This is a genomic window from Streptomyces sp. NPDC048436 (genome assembly GCF_043200355.1).
Classification (GTDB): domain Bacteria; phylum Actinomycetota; class Actinomycetes; order Streptomycetales; family Streptomycetaceae; genus Streptomyces.
In genome coordinates, this window is the sequence record NZ_JBICXP010000001.1 from 1,431,120 (window position 1) to 1,451,735 (window position 20,616).

16 protein-coding genes and 1 rRNA gene are annotated in these 20,616 nt (G+C 70.5%); 8 read left to right on the forward strand and 9 right to left on the reverse strand.

The window, feature by feature from the left end:
- Nucleotides 1-316 precede the first annotated feature (316 nt).
- On the forward strand, nucleotides 317-682 hold the full coding sequence (locus ACGFX9_RS06475; RefSeq protein WP_393465422.1) for an Rv3235 family protein: 366 nt from the start codon (nucleotides 317-319) through the stop codon (nucleotides 680-682).
- 147 nt (nucleotides 683-829) lie between these two features.
- On the opposite strand, the gene secA is transcribed toward ACGFX9_RS06475, so the two are convergent.
- The gene (gene secA / locus ACGFX9_RS06480; protein WP_393465426.1) at nucleotides 830-3,673 is read right to left on the reverse strand and encodes a preprotein translocase subunit SecA; all 2,844 of its coding nucleotides are present in this window, start codon (nucleotides 3,671-3,673) and stop codon (nucleotides 830-832) included.
- Between the two features lie 223 nt (nucleotides 3,674-3,896).
- Here secA and ACGFX9_RS06485 point away from each other — a divergent pair, with 223 nt between their 5' ends.
- Both ACGFX9_RS06485 and ACGFX9_RS06490 read left to right on the forward strand, forming a co-directional pair.
- Nucleotides 3,897-4,478, forward strand: coding sequence for a GNAT family N-acetyltransferase (locus ACGFX9_RS06485; protein ID WP_393465429.1), 582 nt, complete (start codon nucleotides 3,897-3,899; stop codon nucleotides 4,476-4,478).
- A gap of 97 nt (nucleotides 4,479-4,575) precedes the next feature.
- Nucleotides 4,576-5,763: a winged helix-turn-helix domain-containing protein gene (locus ACGFX9_RS06490; protein WP_393465432.1), complete on the forward strand. Its 1,188-nt coding sequence runs from the start codon at nucleotides 4,576-4,578 to the stop codon at nucleotides 5,761-5,763.
- A 28-nt stretch (nucleotides 5,764-5,791) separates the two neighbouring features.
- Here ACGFX9_RS06490 and ACGFX9_RS06495 read toward each other — a convergent pair whose 3' ends face one another.
- The 7 genes from ACGFX9_RS06495 to mtnA form a co-directional block, all read right to left on the reverse strand.
- Nucleotides 5,792-6,535, reverse strand: a complete 744-nt coding sequence (locus ACGFX9_RS06495) for a response regulator (RefSeq protein WP_393465435.1) — start codon at nucleotides 6,533-6,535, stop codon at nucleotides 5,792-5,794.
- A 198-nt stretch (nucleotides 6,536-6,733) separates the two neighbouring features.
- Nucleotides 6,734-7,426, reverse strand: a complete 693-nt coding sequence (gene hpf, locus ACGFX9_RS06500) for a ribosome hibernation-promoting factor, HPF/YfiA family (protein WP_393465438.1) — start codon at nucleotides 7,424-7,426, stop codon at nucleotides 6,734-6,736.
- A 315-nt stretch (nucleotides 7,427-7,741) separates the two neighbouring features.
- Entirely contained in the window at nucleotides 7,742-8,494 is a 753-nt protein-coding gene (locus ACGFX9_RS06505) for a ComF family protein (RefSeq protein ID WP_393465442.1), read from the reverse strand.
- Nucleotides 8,495-8,605: 111 nt separating this feature from the next.
- The gene (locus ACGFX9_RS06510; RefSeq protein ID WP_393465445.1) at nucleotides 8,606-10,477 is read right to left on the reverse strand and encodes an LpqB family beta-propeller domain-containing protein; all 1,872 of its coding nucleotides are present in this window, start codon (nucleotides 10,475-10,477) and stop codon (nucleotides 8,606-8,608) included.
- Nucleotides 10,467-12,578, reverse strand: a complete 2,112-nt coding sequence (mtrB, locus tag ACGFX9_RS06515; RefSeq protein ID WP_393465448.1) for an MtrAB system histidine kinase MtrB — start codon at nucleotides 12,576-12,578, stop codon at nucleotides 10,467-10,469. The genes ACGFX9_RS06510 and mtrB overlap by 11 nt, the downstream gene beginning before the upstream one ends.
- Nucleotide 12,579: 1 nt before the next feature.
- Nucleotides 12,580-13,269, reverse strand: coding sequence for a two-component system response regulator MtrA (mtrA, locus tag ACGFX9_RS06520; RefSeq protein ID WP_361836743.1), 690 nt, complete (start codon nucleotides 13,267-13,269; stop codon nucleotides 12,580-12,582).
- 4 nt (nucleotides 13,270-13,273) lie between these two features.
- Entirely contained in the window at nucleotides 13,274-14,485 is a 1,212-nt protein-coding gene (gene mtnA, locus ACGFX9_RS06525; RefSeq protein WP_393465451.1) for an S-methyl-5-thioribose-1-phosphate isomerase, read from the reverse strand.
- Nucleotides 14,486-14,625: 140 nt separating this feature from the next.
- Between mtnA and ACGFX9_RS06530 the strand changes: the two genes are divergently transcribed.
- The 5 genes from ACGFX9_RS06530 to ACGFX9_RS06550 all read left to right on the forward strand — a co-directional run bounded on the left by ACGFX9_RS06530 (nucleotide 14,626) and on the right by ACGFX9_RS06550 (nucleotide 20,239).
- Nucleotides 14,626-15,939, forward strand: coding sequence for a glycerophosphoryl diester phosphodiesterase membrane domain-containing protein (locus ACGFX9_RS06530; protein ID WP_393465454.1), 1,314 nt, complete (start codon nucleotides 14,626-14,628; stop codon nucleotides 15,937-15,939).
- Nucleotides 15,940-15,943: 4 nt separating this feature from the next.
- The gene (locus ACGFX9_RS06535; RefSeq protein ID WP_393465457.1) at nucleotides 15,944-16,645 is read left to right on the forward strand and encodes a DUF4129 domain-containing protein; all 702 of its coding nucleotides are present in this window, start codon (nucleotides 15,944-15,946) and stop codon (nucleotides 16,643-16,645) included.
- Between the two features lie 227 nt (nucleotides 16,646-16,872).
- Complete coding sequence (locus ACGFX9_RS06540; protein WP_393465460.1) at nucleotides 16,873-17,949, forward strand: DUF4350 domain-containing protein; 1,077 nt, start codon at nucleotides 16,873-16,875, stop codon at nucleotides 17,947-17,949.
- Nucleotides 17,949-18,929 (forward strand): AAA family ATPase, encoded by a 981-nt coding sequence (locus ACGFX9_RS06545; RefSeq protein ID WP_393465705.1) that lies wholly within the window; start codon nucleotides 17,949-17,951, stop codon nucleotides 18,927-18,929. Before ACGFX9_RS06540 ends, ACGFX9_RS06545 begins: the two co-directional genes overlap by 1 nt.
- Nucleotides 18,929-20,239 (forward strand): DUF58 domain-containing protein, encoded by a 1,311-nt coding sequence (locus ACGFX9_RS06550; RefSeq protein WP_393465462.1) that lies wholly within the window; start codon nucleotides 18,929-18,931, stop codon nucleotides 20,237-20,239. Before ACGFX9_RS06545 ends, ACGFX9_RS06550 begins: the two co-directional genes overlap by 1 nt.
- 95 nt (nucleotides 20,240-20,334) lie before the next feature.
- Here ACGFX9_RS06550 and rrf read toward each other — a convergent pair.
- A 5S ribosomal RNA gene (gene rrf, locus ACGFX9_RS06555) occupies nucleotides 20,335-20,451 on the reverse strand.
- Between the last annotated feature and the right edge of the window lie 165 nt (nucleotides 20,452-20,616).

The window sequence follows — 20,616 nt, forward strand, 5'->3', positions numbered from 1 at the left end:
TCACCCCACCTCCCGCCCCTCACCCTCCACACCCCAGCAACCCCACGGCTCCAGCCACCCCCGACCACCCTGATAGGTGACTCTTCGGGCCCGGCCCACGAGGCGCCCACATCCTTGCGTCCCCCGCCCCCGTCCCCGTACAAGATCTCCGACAGAAGTTACTCCCCGGTACGCCGATACGCCGGTACCCCCAGGTACCACCCGGCGCCGGGGCACCGAAGAGCCGGAGGCGACACGGATGCACAAGGTAATGACCAGGCCCCGCTCACGCCCCGCGACCACCCGCCCCCCGGGCCGCAGGGACCCCCGCCGCCCGATGGCAACCCGCCCCTCCACAACGACGCGCCCGCCCCAACCCCCACCGCACCCCACGGAACTCTTCACCGAGCGCCTGCTCCTGGTCCTGAGCGGCCAGAAGCCGGTCCACTGGGCGGCCCCCCACATCACCCACACGACCTTCGACGACCTCGCACGCCTGGCCGAACTCGCGCCCCTGACCGTGAACGGCCTACGCCCCACGGTCCACCGGATCGGCCACTACGAACCCCGCCCGGGCGTGTACGAGGTATTCGCGAGGATCGGCGCGGGCCCGGCCCTCAGGGCTCTGGCGTTCCGCCTGCATCTGGGCGAGGACCAGAAATGGCGCTGCACGGCGGTGGAGGTCGGCGCCCCGGCCCCATGACAACGCGAGGGGCCGAGCGCCAACAGGCACCCGGCCCCTCACAAAGCACCGCGGTCACGTCAAAGCAACGTCACGTCAAAGCAGCCCCACCCGAGCCGAGGCAACGCCGCCCAAGCAAAAGCAACGCCGCCCAAGCCAAGCGCAACGTCACTTCTTGCGCCGCCGCCCGCCCTTCTGGGCCTTACGCCGCTCCGCACGCGTCATCCCGTCCGACTCCGACCGCACACCCGCGTCCTCGGTCTCGAAGTCTCCTTCGTCGACCCCGCCCTCGGCGTTCGGCGCCTGGAAGTGGAGACGGTCGGGGCGCTGCGGGGCGTCGAGCCCCTTGGCGCGGATCTCGGGACGGCCGCCACCGGCGGGAACAGCGTCCTTCTTGTCCAGCAGAGCCCCGGCCTCGGCCGAGTCCGACACAGGAACCTCCTCGACCTGCTGCTCGACCTGGACCTCCAGGTTGAACAGGTAGCCGACGGACTCTTCCTTGATGCCGTCCATCATGGCGTTGAACATGTCGAAGCCCTCGCGCTGGTACTCGACCAGCGGGTCCTTCTGCGCCATGGCACGGAGGCCGATGCCCTCCTGGAGGTAGTCCATCTCGTAGAGGTGCTCGCGCCACTTGCGGTCGAGGACCGAGAGGACGACCCGCCGCTCCAGCTCCCGCATGATCTCGGAGCCGAGCTGCTCCTCACGTGCCTCGTACTGCTGGTGGATGTCGTCCTTGATGGACTCGGAGATGAACTCGGCGGTCAGGCCGGCGCGGTCGCCCGCGTCCTCCTCCAGCTCCTCGACGGTGACCTTCACCGGGTAGAGCTGCTTGAAGGCGCCCCACAGCCGGTCCAGGTCCCACTCCTCGGCGAAGCCCTCGGCGGTCTCCGCCGCGATGTACGCGTCGATCGTGTCGTCCATGAAGTGCGTGACCTGCTCCTGGAGGTTCTCGCCCTCCAGGACGCGGCGGCGCTCGCCGTAGATGACCTCGCGCTGCCGGTTGAGGACCTCGTCGTACTTCAGGACGTTCTTACGCGTCTCGAAGTTCTGCTGCTCGACCTGCGACTGGGCGGACGCGATCGCGCGCGTCACCATCTTGTTCTCGATCGGCACGTCGTCAGGGACGTTGGCCATGGCCATCACGCGCTCGACCATCTGCGCCTTGAAGAGGCGCATCAGGTCGTCGCCGAGCGAGAGGTAGAAGCGGGACTCGCCCGGGTCGCCCTGACGGCCGGAACGACCGCGCAACTGGTTGTCGATACGGCGCGACTCGTGCCGCTCGGTGCCAAGGACGTACAGACCGCCGAGGTCCACGACCTCCTCGAACTCCGCCTTCACTGCCCGCTCGGCCTTCTCCATGGCGGCGGGCAGCGCGGCCGCCCACTCCTCGACGTGCTCGACGGGGTCGAGGCCGCGCTGGCGCAGCTCCGCCTCGGCGAGGTCGTCGGGGTTGCCGCCGAGCTTGATGTCCGTGCCTCGTCCGGCCATGTTCGTGGCGACGGTGACGGCGCCCTTGCGGCCGGCCTGGGCGATGATCGGCGCCTCACGGTCGTGCTGCTTGGCGTTCAGCACCTCGTGCTGCACACCGCGCTTGGAGAGCTGCTGGGAGAGGTACTCCGACTTCTCCACGGAGGTCGTGCCGACCAGGATCGGCTGGCCCTGCTCGTGCTTCTCGGCGATGTCGTCGACGACGGCGGCGAACTTCGCGACCTCGGTGCGGTAGATCAGGTCCGACTGGTCGGCGCGGACCATGGGCCGGTTCGTCGGGATCGGCACGACGCCCAGCTTGTAGATCTGGTGGAACTCGGCGGCCTCGGTCATGGCCGTACCGGTCATGCCGCAGAGGCCGGAGACTTCCTTGCCCTCGTGATCGTGACGCTTGTAGAGGCGGAAGAAGTTCTGGAGGGTGATGGTGGCAAGGGTCTGGTTCTCGTCCTTGATGTCCACCCCTTCCTTCGCCTCGATCGCCTGGTGCATGCCCTCGTTGTAGCGGCGGCCGGCGAGGATACGGCCGGTGTGCTCGTCGACGATCATGACTTCGCCGTCGATGACGACGTAGTCCTTGTCGTTCTTGAAGAGTTCCTTGGCCTTGATGGCGTTGTTGAGGTAACCCACGAGCGGCGTGTTCACCGACTCGTACAGGTTGTCGATACCCAGCCAGTCCTCGACCTTGGAGACACCGGACTCGTGGATGGCGACGGTGCGCTTCTTCTCGTCGACCTCGTAGTCCCCGGTCTCCTCGATGCCCTTGAGCGTGTTGCCCGCCTCGCCCTTGGTGAGGCGGGTGACCAACTTGGCGAAGTCGCCGTACCACTTGGTGGCCTGGTCGGCGGGGCCGGAGATGATCAGCGGTGTACGGGCCTCGTCCACCAGGATCGAGTCGACCTCGTCGACGATCGCGAAGTTGTGGCCGCGCTGCACCAGTTCGTCCTTCGACCACGCCATGTTGTCGCGCAGGTAGTCGAATCCGAATTCGTTGTTCGTGCCGTACGTGATGTCGCAGGCGTACTGCTCGCGGCGCTGCGCCGGGGTCATGTTGGCGATGATGCAGCCGACGGACAGGCCCAGGAACTTGTGGACGCGGCCCATCATCTCGGAGTCGCGCTCGGCCAGGTAGTCGTTGACCGTGATCAGGTGCACGCCCTTGCCCGACAGGGCGTTGAGGTACGCGGGGAGGGTGCCGACGAGGGTCTTGCCCTCACCCGTCTTCATCTCGGCGACATAGCCGAGGTGCAGCGCGGCGCCGCCCATCATCTGGACGTCGTAGTGCCGCTGGCCGAGGACGCGCTTGGCGGCCTCACGCACCGTGGCAAAGGCTTCGGGGAGGAGGTCGTCAAGGGTCTCGCCGTCGGCGTGACGCTCCTTGTACTCCTCGGTCAGCGCGCGCAGCTCGGCGTCGGAGAGGCTGACGAAGTCCTCTTCGATGGACTTGACCTGGTCCGCGATGCGGTGCAGCTTGCGCAGGATCTTGCCTTCGCCTGCACGCATGATCTTCGAGAGGACGGACACGAGGGTTGGTCTCCTTGCCGGTCGGGCCTGGCATGGTCGGTTTACTCATAGGGCAACGGCCATCGTAAGCGAGGAGCGGGCCGCGCCGGGAGGTCTGCCGATACGTCAACGGGCGGGGGGCCTGGAAGGTGCCGGGTTGTGACGATCAGCGCTCGGCGAAATGCGGGTGAAAGGTCGGCGAAAAGCACTGGCCTCAGGTCACCCGCCCCCGCAGAATCACCGGATGGAGCCCGTCACCCTCACCACCGAACGCCTGATCCTGCGCACCTTCACGCCCACCGAGATCGACGAGACGTACGAAGCCTGCCAGGACGCCGACATCCAGCGCTGGACCACGATCCCCTCGCCCTACGCCCGCGCGGACGCCGAGGGATTCGTGGCGCGCATGGTCCCGGACGGCTGGCGCCACGACACGGAGTACACCTTCGCCGTACGTCCCCGGGAGGGCGGCCCGCTGGTCGCCGCCGCCAGCCTGCACCACCCGCGCTCGGGCGCCTGGGAGGTCGGCTTCTGGACGGCCAAGGAGCACCGGGGCCGCGGCTACATGACGGAGGTCGTCCTCGCCCTCGCCAGGTGGGCCTTCACCGACCTGGGCTGCACCCGCCTGGAGTGGCGCGCCGAGGTCGGCAACACGGGCTCCCGCGCGGTGGTGGAGAGGGCCGGCTTCGTCTTCGAGGGCACCCTGCGGGGCGCCCTCCTGAACAAGGCCACGCTCCGGGACTGCTGGGTGGGCGCCCTGCTCCCGAGCGATCTGGGCCTGTCGCCCGCCCAGCCGTATCTGCCCGCCCAGGACGCCCAGGACTGAGGGCGCCCGGGGCCGACGCCCGGGGCCGACGGAGGCGTTCGGGCCGGTTTCCGCAGGCCAGGAGGCGTTGTCAGTGCCGCCCCCTATCGTTTCGGACATGACGAGCCTGCCGCGCCCCGCCATCAGCCTCTCCGCCGACGAGGCCCGCCGTATCGCGCTGCGCGCCCAGGGGTTCCTGGGCGCTCCGGACCGCAGGTCCGGTGTGCGGGGCGTGCTGCGGCACCTCGGCGCGGTCCAGCTCGACACGATCTCGGTCCTCGCCCGTTCCCACGAGCTCATTCCGTACGCCCGTCTCGGCGCCGTCGGCCGCGACCGCGTCGAGGCGGCGTACTGGGACGGGGCATCGGGCACCGGCCCCGCCCGGCCGCACGCCTTCGAGTACTGGTCGCACGCCGCGTGCATCCTGCCCATCGAGGAGTGGCCGCACTTCGCCTTCCGCCGCCGCGCGTACCGCACCCGCCCGCACTGGCACCACGACCTGCCGGACGGCGCGTACGACACGGTCATCAAGCAGCTCACCGCCGAAGGCCCCCTCACGGCGACGGAGTTGGGCGGCGCGAAGAACAAGGGCGAGTGGTGGGACTGGTCGGACGCGAAGGTCGCCGTCGAGCGCGCGCTGATGTACGGCGAGGTGGTCTGCACCGAGCGCCGCGGCTGGAAGCGGGTGTACGACCTCGCGGAGCGCGCGATCCCGGACGCGCTGCTCCATGACGACCTGGACGACGCGGAGTGCCTGCGCCGTCTGGTCCGCCTGGCCGGACAGTCGCTGGGCGTCGGCACGCGCGCGGACATCGCGGATTATCACCGGCTCAAGGGCGAGCAGTTCGACGCGGTGGTCGCGGACTCCGGCCTTGTCCCGGTGACGGTGGAGGGCTGGGACAAGCCCGCCTGGGCCGACCCGGCGGCCCTTCGAACGCCCCCGCGCGGCCGCCACCGCACGACGCTCCTGTCCCCCTTCGACTCCCTGATCTGGGAGCGGGCGCGCACGGAGCGGATCTTCGGCTTCACCCACCGCCTGGAGGCGTACGTCCCCAAGCCCAAGCGGATCCACGGCTACTTCGCGATGCCGGTCCTGGCCGGGGGCCGCCTGGTCGGCCGCGTGGATCCCGCCCGCGAGGGCAGCACGCTGGTCGCCAAGCAGGTGTCACTGGACAGCCCCAAGTCCGTGCCCGCCATCGCTCAGGCGCTCCGTGAGGCGGCGTCCTGGGTCAACTGCGATTCCGTCCGGGTGGAGCGGGTGAACAAGCCGGAGCTGACCGCGGAACTGGTCCGCGCCCTCCTCTGACCCACCTGAGCCGGAGGAGCCGTCCGACTCATCTGATCTCGAGGATCTTCTCCCGCATCGCGTACACCACCGCCTCCATCCTGGAGTGCAGCTGAAGCTTCTCCAGGATGTTGCGCACGTGGTTCTTCACGGTGTTCTCGGAGATGAACAACTCCTTCGCGATATCGCGGTTGTTCATCCCCGTGGCCACCAGCTTCAGCACTTCCAGTTCACGCTCGGTCAGCCGCGGCGCGGGCACCAACCTGCGCTCGTCGGTGCGCTGGATCATCGACTTGAACTCGGTGAGCAGTTTCGACGCCATGGACGGACTGATCTGCGACTGCCCGTCGGCCACCGCGCGGATCGCCGTGGCCACCTCGTCCGTGGAGATCTCCTTGAGGAGATAGCCCGTGGCGCCCGCTTTGATCGCGTCGTAGAGGTCGGCCTCCTCGTCACTGATCGTCAGCATGATGATCTTCGCGCTCGGGGCCACCTCCTTGATGGAGGTGCACGCCTCGATGCCCCCGCGCTTGGGCATGCGTACGTCCATCAGCACGATGTCCGGCAGCAGGTCGGCTGCCTTGTCCACCGCCTCGGCGCCGTCGCCCGCCTCCCCGACCACCTGGATGTCCTCCTCGGCGGCGAGGACGATCTCCAGGCCCCGGCGGAAGAGCGCGTGATCGTCCACCACGAGCACCCTGATGGGTTCCTTGCGCGGGGCACCCGCGTCCGTGCCGATGCCGATGCCGTCGTGGGCACCCTCATCCCGCATCGGTCCGAAGCTGTCCGCCATCGTTCCCTCCCCCTGAAGGCCATGGCCTGTTGTGCGTTGACTGCCGCCAACCGGAGGCAGCAGCACAGTGGTTGGCCGACTCCGCCCATGATTCCATGCCCGGACGGCCGCGCGGTGCGCGCAGGGGTCGCATGATGGTGCCCCTGGGGGCGCACACGCGCTCCAGGGGCACCGGCTCAGCCCGCCGACCGACCGAGGTCAGCCGCCGAGCGCACCGCCGCCGCCGGCCGACTCGGCCCGCGCGACCATCGGGTCGGTGTTGAGGCGGATGACGCCGTAGTCGTAGGCGTGCCGCCGGTAGACGACGCTCGGTTCCTTCGACTCCGAGTCGACGAACAAGTAGAAGTCGTGCCCGACCAGCTCCATCTCGTAGAGCGCCTGGTCGAGCGTCATCGGGGCCGCCACGTGGCTCTTCTCGCGGACCACGAGGGGGCCTTCGCCCTGAATCTCCAGTGAGCCGATCCTCTTGACGGGTACGCCGTCCGGCTCTTCCTCACGCGCGATGCTGCCGTCCCCGTGGAGGTACGCCGCGTCCGGGACCCGCTCGGCGACTTCGGCGGCGGAGAGCCTGCCGGTGCCGCGCCGGTTGTGGCGCTTCTCGTGCTCCTTGCGCAGTCGTGCGTCCAGCTTGGCCGTGGCCAGGTCGAGCGCCGCGTACGGATCGGTCGCCGAGGCCTCCGCGCGGATCACGGGCCCGCGCGTGCGGAGGGTGATCTCCACTCGGTCGGAACGGTCGGCCTGACGCGGGTTGGCTTCCTTGGACACCTCGACGTCGAGGCTGATCACCTTGCCGTCGAGCTTCTGGATCTTCTCCAGCTTCAGCTTCTCGGCCACGTGCTTGCGGAACCGCTCGGGCACCTCGGTCTTGCGGCCCTTGACGACGATGTCCACGCAGAACTCCGTTCCCGGATCGCCCCGCTTCGGCGGCGGAGCATCTCCCTTTTGCACCAGGCCCCGGTGACTCCCGGAGCCTCGGACTCGGTGACTTCCACCTCCTCCTCCCCCGCGAACAAGATCTCCACCCCGACCGGCCCGGGTGATTGCAGAAAACCCTGCGGCCGGCATTCCGATATGCGAGGGACGGCGTCCGCCATTCCTCACAACCGAACATATCTCGCTCGGACGGATGTCGTCACCCTCTACCGCCGCATACCTCCATTCAGGTGTATTGACACTCTCACTACCTGCAACGATGCAAGTTCCCTGTCAGTTCCGGTTTATTCCGAAAGAATCCGGCGACGACGCGACAACAGCAGCGCCGACCGTGTTCCGCCGTGCTATTTCACGGGCTGTTACCACCGGCGGCCGCTTTTCACTTTCCGTGTGTACGTCACGTATTGCACGGGCCGCTTCGGCCAGCGAAGCACCCGTGGTCATCAGGTCGTCCACGACCACTACCCGGCCACCGCCGCCGAGAAGCCGCCCACCACCCGCGGTCACCTCCAGAGCACCTCGCAGATTGGCCTGCCGCTGACGGGAGTTGAGCCCCGCCTGGTCGGCCACCGCCCGCCGCTGGCGCAGCACACAGAGCACCCGGGCCCGCGTCCCGCCCCTGCGCAGTTCGCCCGCGGCCGCGAGCGCCAGCCGCCGCACAGGATCATGGCCACGCGCCCGCACCGCCCCGCGAGCCGAGGGCACGGGCACCAGCAGTACCGGAGCGTCACCACCCGGCAGTCCGGCCCGCACCGCCCCGGCGAGCGCCACGCCCAGCGGGCCCGCGAGCCCCAGAGCGCCCCGCTCCTTGTGCGCGAGCAGCACCGCACGCACCGCGTCCCCGTACGGAGCCGCCGCATGGACCACCGGCAGCCCCGGCGGCCTGGGATCCGGTCGCACCCGGCAGGGCGCGGCACCGCACAGGGCGTCGCGGCACTCCCCGCAGAGCGCCGTACGAAGCCTCCCGCAGCCTCCGCACTCGGCCGGCAGCACCAGATCCGTGAGGTCCTGCCACCACCCCCGCATGTCCACCACTGTGCCAAGACGCGAGCGGCCCGGCCACCCCTGTGGACAACCGCCTGTGGATAACTCCGCGGAGGCAACTCCGCGCGGCAACTCCAGGGCAGGGAAAGGCCGTCACCCCGGATAGACCGGCGACGACCCTTCCTTGACCACGGTCTGCCACTGCGCCCCCGTCGGCAGCCGCACGATCCCGTCGTCCGAGTGCGCCACCAGCGGCTGCCGCTCGTCCTCGGACGCCGCGATCTCCTTCACGCCGGTGAGCCCGGGCAGCGTCGCGCCCGCGAGCGCCGAGCCGTCGCACTGGACGTACCGCATCTGCTGCACACCACCGGACTCGCGCCCGACGACCACGAGACGGCTGCCGCCCGCCCACGACATGGCGGTGACCTCCTCCATCTGCGGTGCGGCCTGGCGCAGTTCGACCACGGAGATCTCCGGCTGCTCGCCCTTGGCGCCCGTCCGCTCGACGCGGCCGATGCGCAGGGTCGTCTTGCCGTCCTTCTTTACGAGGAGCGCGATCCGCACGCCGTCGGCGGAAACCCGCACCGCCTCGATCCGCCCGTCCAGACCCGAGATCTTGACCGGCAGCGGCTCACCCGCGCCCTGCTCGAGCCAGAGCAGCCGCGGCCGCTTCGGGTCCCGGTCGGCCACCCAGAGGTCGCCGCGGCCGTCCCAGCTGGGCGTGGAGAGGCCGTCCTCCTCCGACTTGGCTTTGCTGCGCACCTCGGGTTTGCCGAGGGCGCCCGCGGAGACCAGCGACCCCATGTACAGCGAGCGCCCGTCGAGCGAGACGCCCGCGGCGCGCTCCTCGTCACGCGACACGGCGGCAGCCCGCAGCGGCTGCTCGCCACTGCCCAACTTGCCCTCCACCGGCTCCGGATCGGCCTTGCTCCCGACGCCCGCCGGCATCCGTACCAGGCGCTGCTTGTCGTCGATGAGGTACTGGTAGCCGGGGTGGTCCGCGGTGCGGGCCGGCGCGACGGACTCGGCGCGGTCCTCGCTCAGGACGCACAGCTGCGATCCGTTGCGGCGCTGCAACTCGACCTCCTTGACGCCGGACGACGTCAAGTCCTGGAGCGTGAAGAGCAGTTGCGCGGCCATCTCGGTGCACCGCTCCTGGCCGACGGGGTCGGCCTTCTCGTTCAGCGGGACCGTGAGTTTGCCCTGGTCGTCGGGCGCCAGCGTCTTGGTGCCCGCCTTGAGCCGGATGCCGGTCAGGAAACGCGTGTCGACGACCGGGTTGAGCCAGTTGGTGGGCCCGTCGAGCAGCGCCTTGACCGTCTCCGTCACCGGGTCGATGCGCTGACGTATGTAGACGGGGTCGGCGACGAGCCCTTCCTGGCCGCCCGCTCCACCGTCCGCGCCCCCACCGGCACCGGACGAACGCGTCGCGAAGTAGTACTTATTGACGGACCAGTAGATCCGCTGGAAGTCGGACTGCCCGAGCACCACTCCCGGCGGCACACGGTCGATCCGCCACTCCTTGCCGCCAGGACCGTCCCGCTGGACGAGATGGACGGTCTCGCTGTACGCGTCGTCGTCGAGCTGGTAGGCGTGCTGCTTGTCCACCGTCGCGACCTTGCGCCCGGTCAGCGGGAACGAACGGCCGTTCTCCCCATGGTCACCGACACTGCCCGAGCCCGCGTTGGGGCCGTCCGCGAGCACCGTGGTCTGCACATCGGGCCGCCAGCCCTTGGACGCTTCCTTGGTCAGATACTTGCGCGCCATCGCGAACTGCGGATCATCGCTGGTCAGCGCCTCAAGAAAACCCTGGACGATCTCCACGGGGCCCGCGTCATCGCCCGGCGGCATCGCGTAGACCCGTACCTGCGACTGCGAGTCGGGCCGCTGGGACGCGTCGACCGCCTTCAGGTTCCCGCTGTCGGGCATCGAGGCGCAGCCCGCGAGCAGCACCCCGCAGCAGCCGAACAGCAGCCCGGCCCGTACGAGGCGCCGGTGACCGCGGTGATCGTGGTCAGCGCCCACGTGAGGCCTCCCCTTCCCTGGCGGGATCCGCTTCGTTCGCCGGTGCACCGGCGCCTTCCGAGGCATCGGACACGACACCCTCGGAGCCTTCGGTGTCGCCGGGCCCCTCGCCCCGCGCCACCTCGTCGTCCAGCGGCCGCCGCGGGACGACCCGCGAGCCGTTACCCGGAAGCGCCGTCGGGTCCGCCCCAGTGGCCCCCTGCGCGTGCCTCGGCGCCACGGGCGCCCTCGCCGGGACGGGCGGCGCCACCCTCTCCGCGGACGGCTGTGCCGGCACCGTGGCGAGCTTGTTGGCGCCGCCGAGCGGGAGACCGGCGTCGTTCAGGCCGCGGTGGCGCCGCGAGTCATCGGGCTCCAGCGGTATCGGCGATCCCCGTAGAGGCTCATCCGCCGTACGCGGCAGCGTCAGCCGGAACTGCGAACCGCCGCCCGGCTCACCCCACGCCTGGAGCCAGCCGCCGTGCAGCCGCGCGTCCTCCAGCGCGATGGAGAGCCCGAGCCCCGTACCACCGGTGGTACGCGCGCGTGCCGGGTCGGCCCGCCAGAAGCGGCTGAACACCCGGGTCGCCTCGCCGGGCTTGAGCCCCACTCCGTAGTCCCGCACCGCGACCGCGACCGCGCCGCCCGCCACCGCGAGCCGCACCACGACGTCCCGGCCCTCACCGTGCTCCACGGCGTTGACGACGAGATTGCGCAGCACCCGCTCCACGCGCCGCGCGTCGGCCTCGGCCACCACGGGCTGCTGGTCCCCGACTATCCGAACGTGCGTCCCCTTGCGCTCGGCCAGCGGCTCCGCGCCGCCCACGACCCGTCGTACGACCTCACGCAGGTCTATCGGCTCGGCCTCAAGGGCCGCCGCGCCCGCGTCGAAGCGGCTGATCTCCAGGAGATCGGCCAGCAGCGTCTCGAACCGGTCAAGCTGATCGGCGAGCAGCTCGGCCGACCGCGCGGTGACCGGATCGAAGTCCACGCGCGCGTCATGGATGACATCAGCGGCCATCCGCACGGTCGTCAGCGGCGTACGCAGCTCGTGCGAGACGTCCGACACGAACCGCCGCTGCATCCGCGAAAGCTCCTCCAGCTGCTGGATCTTCAGCTGAAGGTTCTGCGCCATCTTGTTGAAGGCCTCACCGAGGCGCGCGATGTCGTCCTCTCCGGTGACCTTCATACGTTCCTGAAGGCGCCCGGCGGAGAGCCGCTCGGCGATGCCCGCGGCCATCCGTACCGGCGTGACGACCTGGCGCACCACCAGCCAGGCGATGGCGCCGAGCAGCACCACGACGAAGAGACCCGCGGTCGCGAGGGTCGTTCTGACGACGCCGAGCGACTCCTCCTCCTGCGTCAGCGGGAAGAGGTAGTAAAGCTGGTAGGGCTCGCCGTTGAGGTCGTTCAGGCGCTTGCCGATGACCAGGCCGGGCTGCGCCTCACGGCCGTCGTTGAAGACGATCCGCGTATTGCTCTGGTAGGCCCTGGTGCCCTTGTCGACGCTGCTGCGCAGTTCCTCGGGCACACTCACGATCGGATCCACGCCCCCGGAGGCACGCGGCCCGCGCACGCTGGCGCCGTCGGCGGTGGACGTCGGGCTCAGCGTCACCACGTTGAACGCGCTCTGGCCGCCGCTGGAGAGCTGCTCCACCAGGTCGGACATCCACACGGCGGCCGGCGGCATGGCCTGGCCGTCGGTCGTGCCGCCGTCCTGCCCGGCGCGCGGCCTCGCGGAGTTGGCCTCGTCCTGAGCGGCCCTGAATCCACCGTCGGCCTGGCTCTGCGAGGCCTTCACCTTGGCCTTGAGCAGGCCGTTGTTCACCGAGCTCATCACGGCGAAACCCAGCATCAGGACCACGCCGAGCGACATGAGCAGCGTCGTGACGACGACCTTGAGCTGGATGTTGCGCCGCCACAGCCGCAGCGCGGGCAGCAGCGGACGCCGCACCCAGCGCACGAAAAGCCTCAGGACGGGGCTGCCCTGCACCCCGTCCTGCAGCAGCAGACCCCCGTCGAGCAGCCGCCCGAACGTGGTTCCGCGCCGTCCCCCAGTCCGCCCCGAGCGGCCGCCAGGAGCCGGAGCCCCGGGCGGTGCGGGGGAACTGTCACGGGACATGTCAGCTCGGTCCGGCCTTGTAACCGACACCACGGACGGTCACCACGATCTCCGGCCGCTCCGGGTCCTTCTCGACCTTCGAGCGCAGCCGCTGCACGTGCACGTTGACCAGGCGGGTGTCCGCCGCGTGGCGGTAGCCCCAGACCTGCTCGAGGAGCACCTCACGCGTGAACACCTGCCACGGCTTGCGGGCCAGCGCGACCAGCAGGTCGAACTCCAGCGGGGTGAGCGCGATCGACTGCCCCTCCCGCTTCACGGAGTGCCCCGCCACGTCGATGACCAGGTCACCGATGGTCAGCTGCTCCGGCGCGGGCTCCTCCGACCTCCGCAGCCGCGCCCTGATGCGGGCCACGAGCTCCTTCGGCTTGAAGGGCTTCACGATGTAGTCGTCGGCGCCCGACTCGAGGCCGACCACCACGTCTACGGTGTCGCTCTTGGCCGTGAGCATGACGATCGGCACCCCGGACTCCGCCCTGATCAGGCGGCACACCTCGATGCCATCACGGCCCGGCAACATCAAATCCAGCAGTACAAGATCCGGCTTTGCCTCCCTGAAAGCGGCCAGCGCCTTGTCGCCATCAGCTACGAACGACGGCTCAAACCCTTCACCACGCAGCACAATCCCGAGCATCTCGGCCAGTGCGGTGTCGTCGTCGACGACAAGGACTCGTCCCTTCATGCCTGACATCATCCCATTAGCTCATCGTTACCTGGCGTGACCTGGCACACAGCTCGCCAAGGCCCCCTGCTGTCACGGGCGACACGACGCCTTCCTCGGTGACGATCGCCGTCACCAATTCCGGCGGCGTCACATCGAAGGCGGGGTTGTACGCCTGGGTTCCCAGAGGTGCCACCACGATCCCGCCTCCCGCTTCAGCCCCGGCCATCGGCACATAGGGTGCCGTGACCTCTGTCACTTCCTGACTTGCCCGCTGCTCCACCTCGATGGACGCTCCGTCCGGGGTGTCCGGGTCCACGGTCGTCACCGGCGCCACCACGATGAACGGCACGTGGTGGTAGCGGGCAAGCACCGCGAGCGGATAGCTCCCCACCTTGTTGGCCACCGAACCGTCGGCCGCGATGCGGTCGGCACCGATCAGTACGGCATCCACCTCACCCGCCGCGAACAACGACCCCGCCGCGTTGTCCGTAAGCAAGGTGTACGCCATTCCGCTCCGCGCCGCCTCATACGCGGTCAGCCTCGAACCCTGCAGCAAGGGTCGCGTCTCGTCCACCCACAGCCTGCGAAGACGTCCCTTCCGGTGCGCCGCAAGGGCTACAGCGAACGCCGTGCCCTCGCCGCCCGAGACCAGCGCGCCCGTATTGCAGTGGGTCAGGATCCGGTGGCCGCCGCCGGGCAGCATCTCGTCGAGCAGCGCCAGACCGTGCACCGCCATCCTCGCGCTGGCCTCGGCGTCCTCCCGGTGCAGGGCCCGCGCGGCTTCCAGCGCCGCCGCGCCCGCCCGCTCCTGGTCGGCTCCGCCCAGGACCGCCGAGCGGTACGCCGCCAGGGCCCTGCGCACGCCGTAGCCGAGATTGACCGCGGTGGGCCTGGCCCCCGCGATCGCGTCCGCCGCCTCGTCCACGTCGAAGCCGCGTACGGCTGCGAGCGCGACGCCATAGGCACCGGCGATGCCGAGCAGCGGCGCCCCGCGCACGGCGAGCGTGCGGATCGCCTGCACCAGGGCGGGCGCGTCCGTGCACACCAGCTCGGTCTCCTCGCCGGGCAGCCTGGTCTGGTCGAGGAGGACCAGTACAGGGCCCTCCGGCGGCTCGGCCCAGCGGATCACGGGCATCGCCGCGTTCGCCGGTGCTGCTGGGGCCACCGGTGCGGCGGGGGCCGCTGGGCTCGGTGGGGTCTCGGTCGGCCGTGTGTCCTCGCCGGATTGCGCGTACTGATCAGCCATCCGCCCAGTCTGCCCCGTACCCGAAGGACAATTGAAGGTGTGCAGCCCATACGCTGCCCGGTCACCGCAAGGGCATGCCGTGGCACGATGGCAGCCAAGCTGCCGCCGCGACCGCGGACGGGCACCGTGAAGGAGCGACGATGAACGACACTCCGGGCTGGGCCTCGCCCGGATCTGCCCCCTCCGACGGACCTGACTCCGGTAAGCCGGAGCCCGCCGAGCCCACCGAGCCCGCCGCCCAGCCGAACGGTCCGGCCTCGAAGTGGTCCAAGGAGCAGCCGCCGCCCGCCCAGTGGTCCGCTCCGAGCCCGCCGCCAGCCGGCCAGACCCCGCCTCCTCCGCCGCCCCCTCCGGGCGGCGGCTGGGGCGGCGGACGCCCCGGCGGCCCCGGCTCTGGTGGTCCCGGTCCCGGCGGCCCGGGCGGCTACCCCGGCTGGGGCGCGTGGCAGGGCCCGCCGCCCGCCGCCAAGCCCGGCGTCATCCCACTGCGGCCGCTCGGCGTCGGCGAGATCCTGGACGGCGCGGTCTCCACGATGCGTACGTACTGGCGCACGGTGCTCGGCATCTCCCTGACCGTGGCCGTGATCACCGAGGTCGTCGTCATCCTGCTGCAGGGGCTCGTCCTCAACGACAGCGCGAACACCGACGCCCTGGATGACCCGAGCGCCACCGTCGGCGAACTGACCCGCGCCCTTGGCGACACCCTGCTGAGCTCCGGCGTGGTCCTGGTGATCACCCTGCTCGGCACGATCATCGCGACCGCCCTGCTCACGATGGTCACCAGCCGCGCGGTGCTCGGTAAGTCGGTCACCACGGCGGAGGCCTGGCAGGACGCCAAGCCGCAGCTGCCGAGGCTGGTCGGCCTGACGCTGCTGCTCCCGCTCATCGGCGTCGCGGTCGTCACCGCCGGCGCCGTGCCCGGCGTACTGATCGCGGCGGCCGGATCGTCCGACGCGGGCGTCAGCCTCGCCGTGCTCGGCGGGTTCGGTGCCCTGATCGTCGCCGTCTGGCTGATGATCCGCTTCTCGCTCGCCTCACCCGCGCTGATGCTGGAGAAGCAGGGCGTGAAGAAGTCGATGGCCCGCTCGGTGAAGCTGGTCCGCGGCTCCTGGTGGCGCGTCTTCGGCATCCAACTGCTCGCCGCGATCATCGCCAACGTCGTCGCGTCGATCATCGTGATCCCCTTCACCCTCATCGCGGGCGCGCTGAGCGGCAACGGCGTCACGGGCTTCCTCGACAGCGGCACCGGCGACCTCGGCTGGACGTTCCTGATCGTCAGCGGCGTCGGCTCGGTCATCGGCTCCATGCTGACGTTCCCGATCACCGCAGGCGTCACCGTCCTCCTCTACATCGACCAGCGGATCCGCCGCGAGGCCCTCGACCTCGAACTCGCCCGCGCGGCAGGCCTCCAGGGCGCAGGCGGCTCCAACGCCCCCGGAACCCCCGGGAGCTGATGCGGTGACGGGGACAGCTCTGCGGGACCTCGGACGAAGAACACCCTTCCTGCCACGCACCGGCGACGACGACCCACCGGTGACGATCCCGCGCGACCCCGCACGGGAGGCAGCCGAGCGCGAACTGTCCAAGCCGACGTACCACGAGAACGACCCCGGCCTTCTGCAACGTGCCCTGAACCGCTTCTGGGACTGGGTCGACAACCTGTTCACCGCCGCCTCGGGAGCAACCCCGGGCGGCGCCCTTGGCCTCTTGGTCATCGTCCTCGCCGTACTGGCCCTGATAGCGGCCCTGTGGTGGCGCCTGGGCACCCCGCACCGCGCGCCCGCCTCCTCCCCCGCCCTCTTCGACGACCGCCCCCGCACCGCCGCGGAACACCGCGCCGCAGCCGAGGCGCACGCGGCCCAGGGCCACTGGAACCAAGCCGTCCAGGAACGCATGCGGGCCATGGTCCGCGCCCTTGAGGAACGCGCACTCCTTGACCCCCGCCCCGGCCGCACCGCGGACGAAGCAGCCGCGGAGGCCTCTCGCCCCCTCCCGGCCCACGCCACCGAACTCCACGCCGCGGCCCAGGCGTTCGACGCCATCACCTACGGCGGCCGCACCGCCACAGAGCCGATGTACGACCGCCTGACCACCCTGGACACCGCCCTGACCCGATCAAGGCCAACCCTGGACAACACCCCCCAGGGAGCCCCCAACTGAGCACCCCACAGGACCCCACCAACGCTGGCCACTCCCACTCCCACACCCCAGGCAAGGCTGCGACCGCGACCGCGCCGACCCACCCCGGAGCCACGGCCACCACACCCGCACCCGCACCCGCTCCCCCCGAAGCAACCACCTCCTCAGCCCCCACCCCCCGCCAACTCTGGACCCGCTCCCGCGGCGTCCTCCTCGCCCTGGTCGTACTCCTGGCAGCCGCCATCGTCATGGCAGCCGTCCGCTCCGGCGCTCAGCACGGCCGCCTCGACCCGCGCTCCGCCGACCGCCACGGCAGCCGCGCCGTCGCCGAACTCCTCGCCGACCGCGGTGTGTCCACCCGCGTCGTGACCACCACCGAAGAGGCCACGGCCGCGGCAGGACCGGACACCACGCTCCTGGTGACCACCCCCGACCGGCTCACCGAGCACCAGCAGTCGCGCCTCCGCGAGGCCACCGAGGACTCCCGGGGCCGCACCGTCCTCCTCGCCCCCGGAACCCCCTCCGTCAGCACCCTCGCCCCGGGGGTCACCGCGGACGCCACCCCCAGCCTCGACTCGACGCTCTCCCCCCGCTGCTCCCTGCCCGCCGCCGAACGCGCGGGCTCCGCCGACGTGGGCGGCCTCCGCTACGACACCCTCGCCCCGGACGCCGAAGCCTGCTACCTCAGCGACGGCCTGCCCGGCCTGCTGCAACTCCCGGCCGCCGAAGGCCCCGGCGACACCGTCGTACTCGGCGCCCCCGACATCCTCTACAACGACCGCCTCGACGAGCAGGGCAACGCCTCACTCGCCCTGCAACTCCTCGGCTCCCGCCCGCACGTGGTCTGGTACCTCCCCTCCCTCTCCGACGACGCCGCGACCGACACCGCCGACCGCGACTTCTTCGACCTGATCCCCGACGGCTGGCTCTGGGGCACCCTCCAACTCACCGTCGCCGCCGCACTCACCGCCCTGTGGCGCGCCCGCCGCCTAGGCCCGCTGGTCCCCGAACGCCTCCCCGTGGCCATCCGCGCCTCCGAAACCGTCGAAGGCCGCGCCCGCCTCTACCGCAAGGCGAACGCCCGCGACCGCGCATCCGACGCCCTCCGCTCGGCCACCCGCATCCGCATCGCCCCCCTCCTCGGCGTATCCCCCGCCCAGGCGCACGCGCCCGAGACCCTGCTCCCCGCCCTGTCCGCCAGGCTCCGCGCCCCCGGCCAGGACCTGCACCCCCTCCTCTTCGGCCCGCCCCCCGCCGACGACGCGGCCCTCATCACCCTCGCCGACCAACTCGACACCCTCGAAAGAGAGGTACGTACTTCATGATGGACCCGACCACTGACAACGCCGGGAGCTCCCACGGCGCCCGCTCCTCCCTGGAGTCCCTGCGCACCGAGATCTCCAAGGCCGTGGTCGGCCAGGACCCCGCGGTCACGGGCCTCGTCGTGGCCCTCCTCTGCCGCGGCCACGTCCTCCTCGAAGGCGTCCCCGGAGTGGCGAAGACCCTCCTCGTACGCGCCCTCGCCGCATCCCTCGAACTCGACACCAAGCGCGTCCAGTTCACCCCGGACCTGATGCCGAGCGACATCACCGGCTCCCTCATCTACGACGCCCGCACCACCGAGTTCTCGTTCCAGCCGGGCCCGGTCTTCACCAACCTCCTCCTCGCCGACGAGATCAACCGCACGCCTCCCAAGACCCAGTCCTCCCTCCTCGAAGCGATGGAGGAACGCCAGGTCACGGTCGACGGCACACCACGCCCGCTCCCCGAGCCCTTCCTGGTGGCGGCCACCCAGAACCCGGTCGAGTACGAGGGCACGTACCCCCTCCCCGAAGCGCAGCTTGACCGTTTCCTCCTCAAGCTCACCGTCCCCCTCCCCTCCCGCCAGGACGAGATCAACGTCCTCACCCGCCACGCGGAGGGCTTCAATCCCCGCGACCTCGCCGCCGCCGGCCTCCGCCCCGTAGCGGGCCCCGCCGACCTGGAAGCGGCCCGCACGGCTGTCGCCAAAACATCCATCTCCCCCGAGATCACCGCCTACGTGGTGGACATCTGCCGCGCCACCCGCGAATCCCCCTCCCTCACCCTCGGCGTCTCCCCCCGAGGCGCGACAGCGCTCCTCTCGACGGCCCGCGCCTGGGCCTGGCTGACGGGCCGCGACTACGTCATCCCCGACGACGTGAAGGCCCTCGCCCTCCCCACCCTCCGCCACCGCGTCCAACTCCGCCCGGAGGCCGAGATGGAGGGCGTGACAGCCGACTCCGTCATCAACGCGCTCCTCGCCCACGTCCCGGTCCCCCGCTGATGGCCCTCACCGGCCGCACCGCCCTCCTGGCGGCCCTCGGCAGCCTCCCCGTAGGCATCTGGGACCCCAGCTGGACAGGCATCCTCGCCGTGAACACCCCGCTGGCCCTCGCCTGCGCCTGCGACTTCGCCCTGGCCGCTCCCGTACGCCGCCTCGGCCTGACCCGGTCAGGCGACACCTCCGTACGCCTCGGAGAACCCGCAGAGGTCGAGCTGACCGTCACCAACCCCTCAGGTCGCCCCTTGCGCGCCCACCTCCGCGACGCATGGCCCCCCAGCAGCTGGCAGCCCGGCACCGAGATCACCGCGTCCCGCAACCGGTTGACGATCCCCGCCGGCGAACGCCGCCGCCTGACCACACGCCTGCGCCCCACCCGCCGCGGCGACCATCAGGCGGACCGCGTCACCATCCGCTCGTACGGCCCCCTGGGCCTCCTCGCCCGCCAGGGCAGCCACAAGGTCCCGTGGACACTCCGGGTCCTGCCGCCCTTCACCAGCCGGAAGCACCTGCCCTCCAAACTGGCCCGCCTCCGCGAACTCGACGGCCGCACCAGCGTCCTCACCCGCGGCCAGGGCACAGAATTCGACAGCCTCCGCGACTACGTCCCCGGCGACGACACCCGCTCCATCGACTGGCGCGCCACCGCCCGCCAGTCCACCGTCGCCGTCCGCACCTGGCGCCCGGAACGCGACCGCCACATCCTGCTGGTCCTCGACACTGGCCGCACCTCGGCGGGGCGGGTCGGCGACGCCCGTCGCCTCGACGCCTTGATGGACGCGGCCCTGCTCCTCGCGGCCCTGGCCTCCCGAGCAGGCGACCGAGTGGACCTCCTCGCATACGACCGCCGAGTACGCGCCCTGGTGCGGGGCAAAGCAGCAGGCGAGGTCCTCCCTTCCGTCGTCAACGCCCTGGCCACGCTGGAACCGGAACTAGTCGAAACGGACGCCAGGGGCCTGACCTCAACAGCCCTCCGCACGGCCGGCCGAAGTTCGCTGATAGTGCTGCTGACCAGCCTCGACGCTGCCCCCATCGAGGAGGGCCTGCTCCCCGTGCTCTCCCGCCTCACTCAGCGCCACACAGTCCTGCTCGCGTCGGTGGCGGACCCCCACATCGAGCAAATGGCCACAGCCCGAGGAACAACAGAAGCGGTCTACGAGGCAGCGGCCGCAGCCCAGGCCCACGCGGAACGGCACCGCACGGCAGAGAAACTCATCCGCCACGGAGTCACGGTCGTCGACGCGACACCCACTGACCTGGCGCCCGCTCTTGCAGACGCATACCTGTCCCTAAAGACGGCCGGCCGCCTCTGACGAGGAAAAGCGATTACGGAAAGGCCACTACGGAAATGCCCCCTGAACGCAGAAAACCCCCGCACCAAAGGTGCGGGGGTTTCCCGTTAATAATAGTTCGGCGGCGTCCTACTCTCCCACAGGGTCCCCCCTGCAGTACCATCGGCGCTGTGAGGCTTAGCTTCCGGGTTCGGAATGTAACCGGGCGTTTCCCTCACGCTATGACCACCGAAACACTATGAAACTGTCAACCGCACCATCCCGTGACCAAACAAGGATGGGGTTGTTCGTGGTTTCAGAACCAACACAGTGGACGCGAGCAACTGAGGACAAGCCCTCGGCCTATTAGTACCAGTCACCTCCACCCGTTACCGGGCTTCCAGATCTGGCCTATCAAC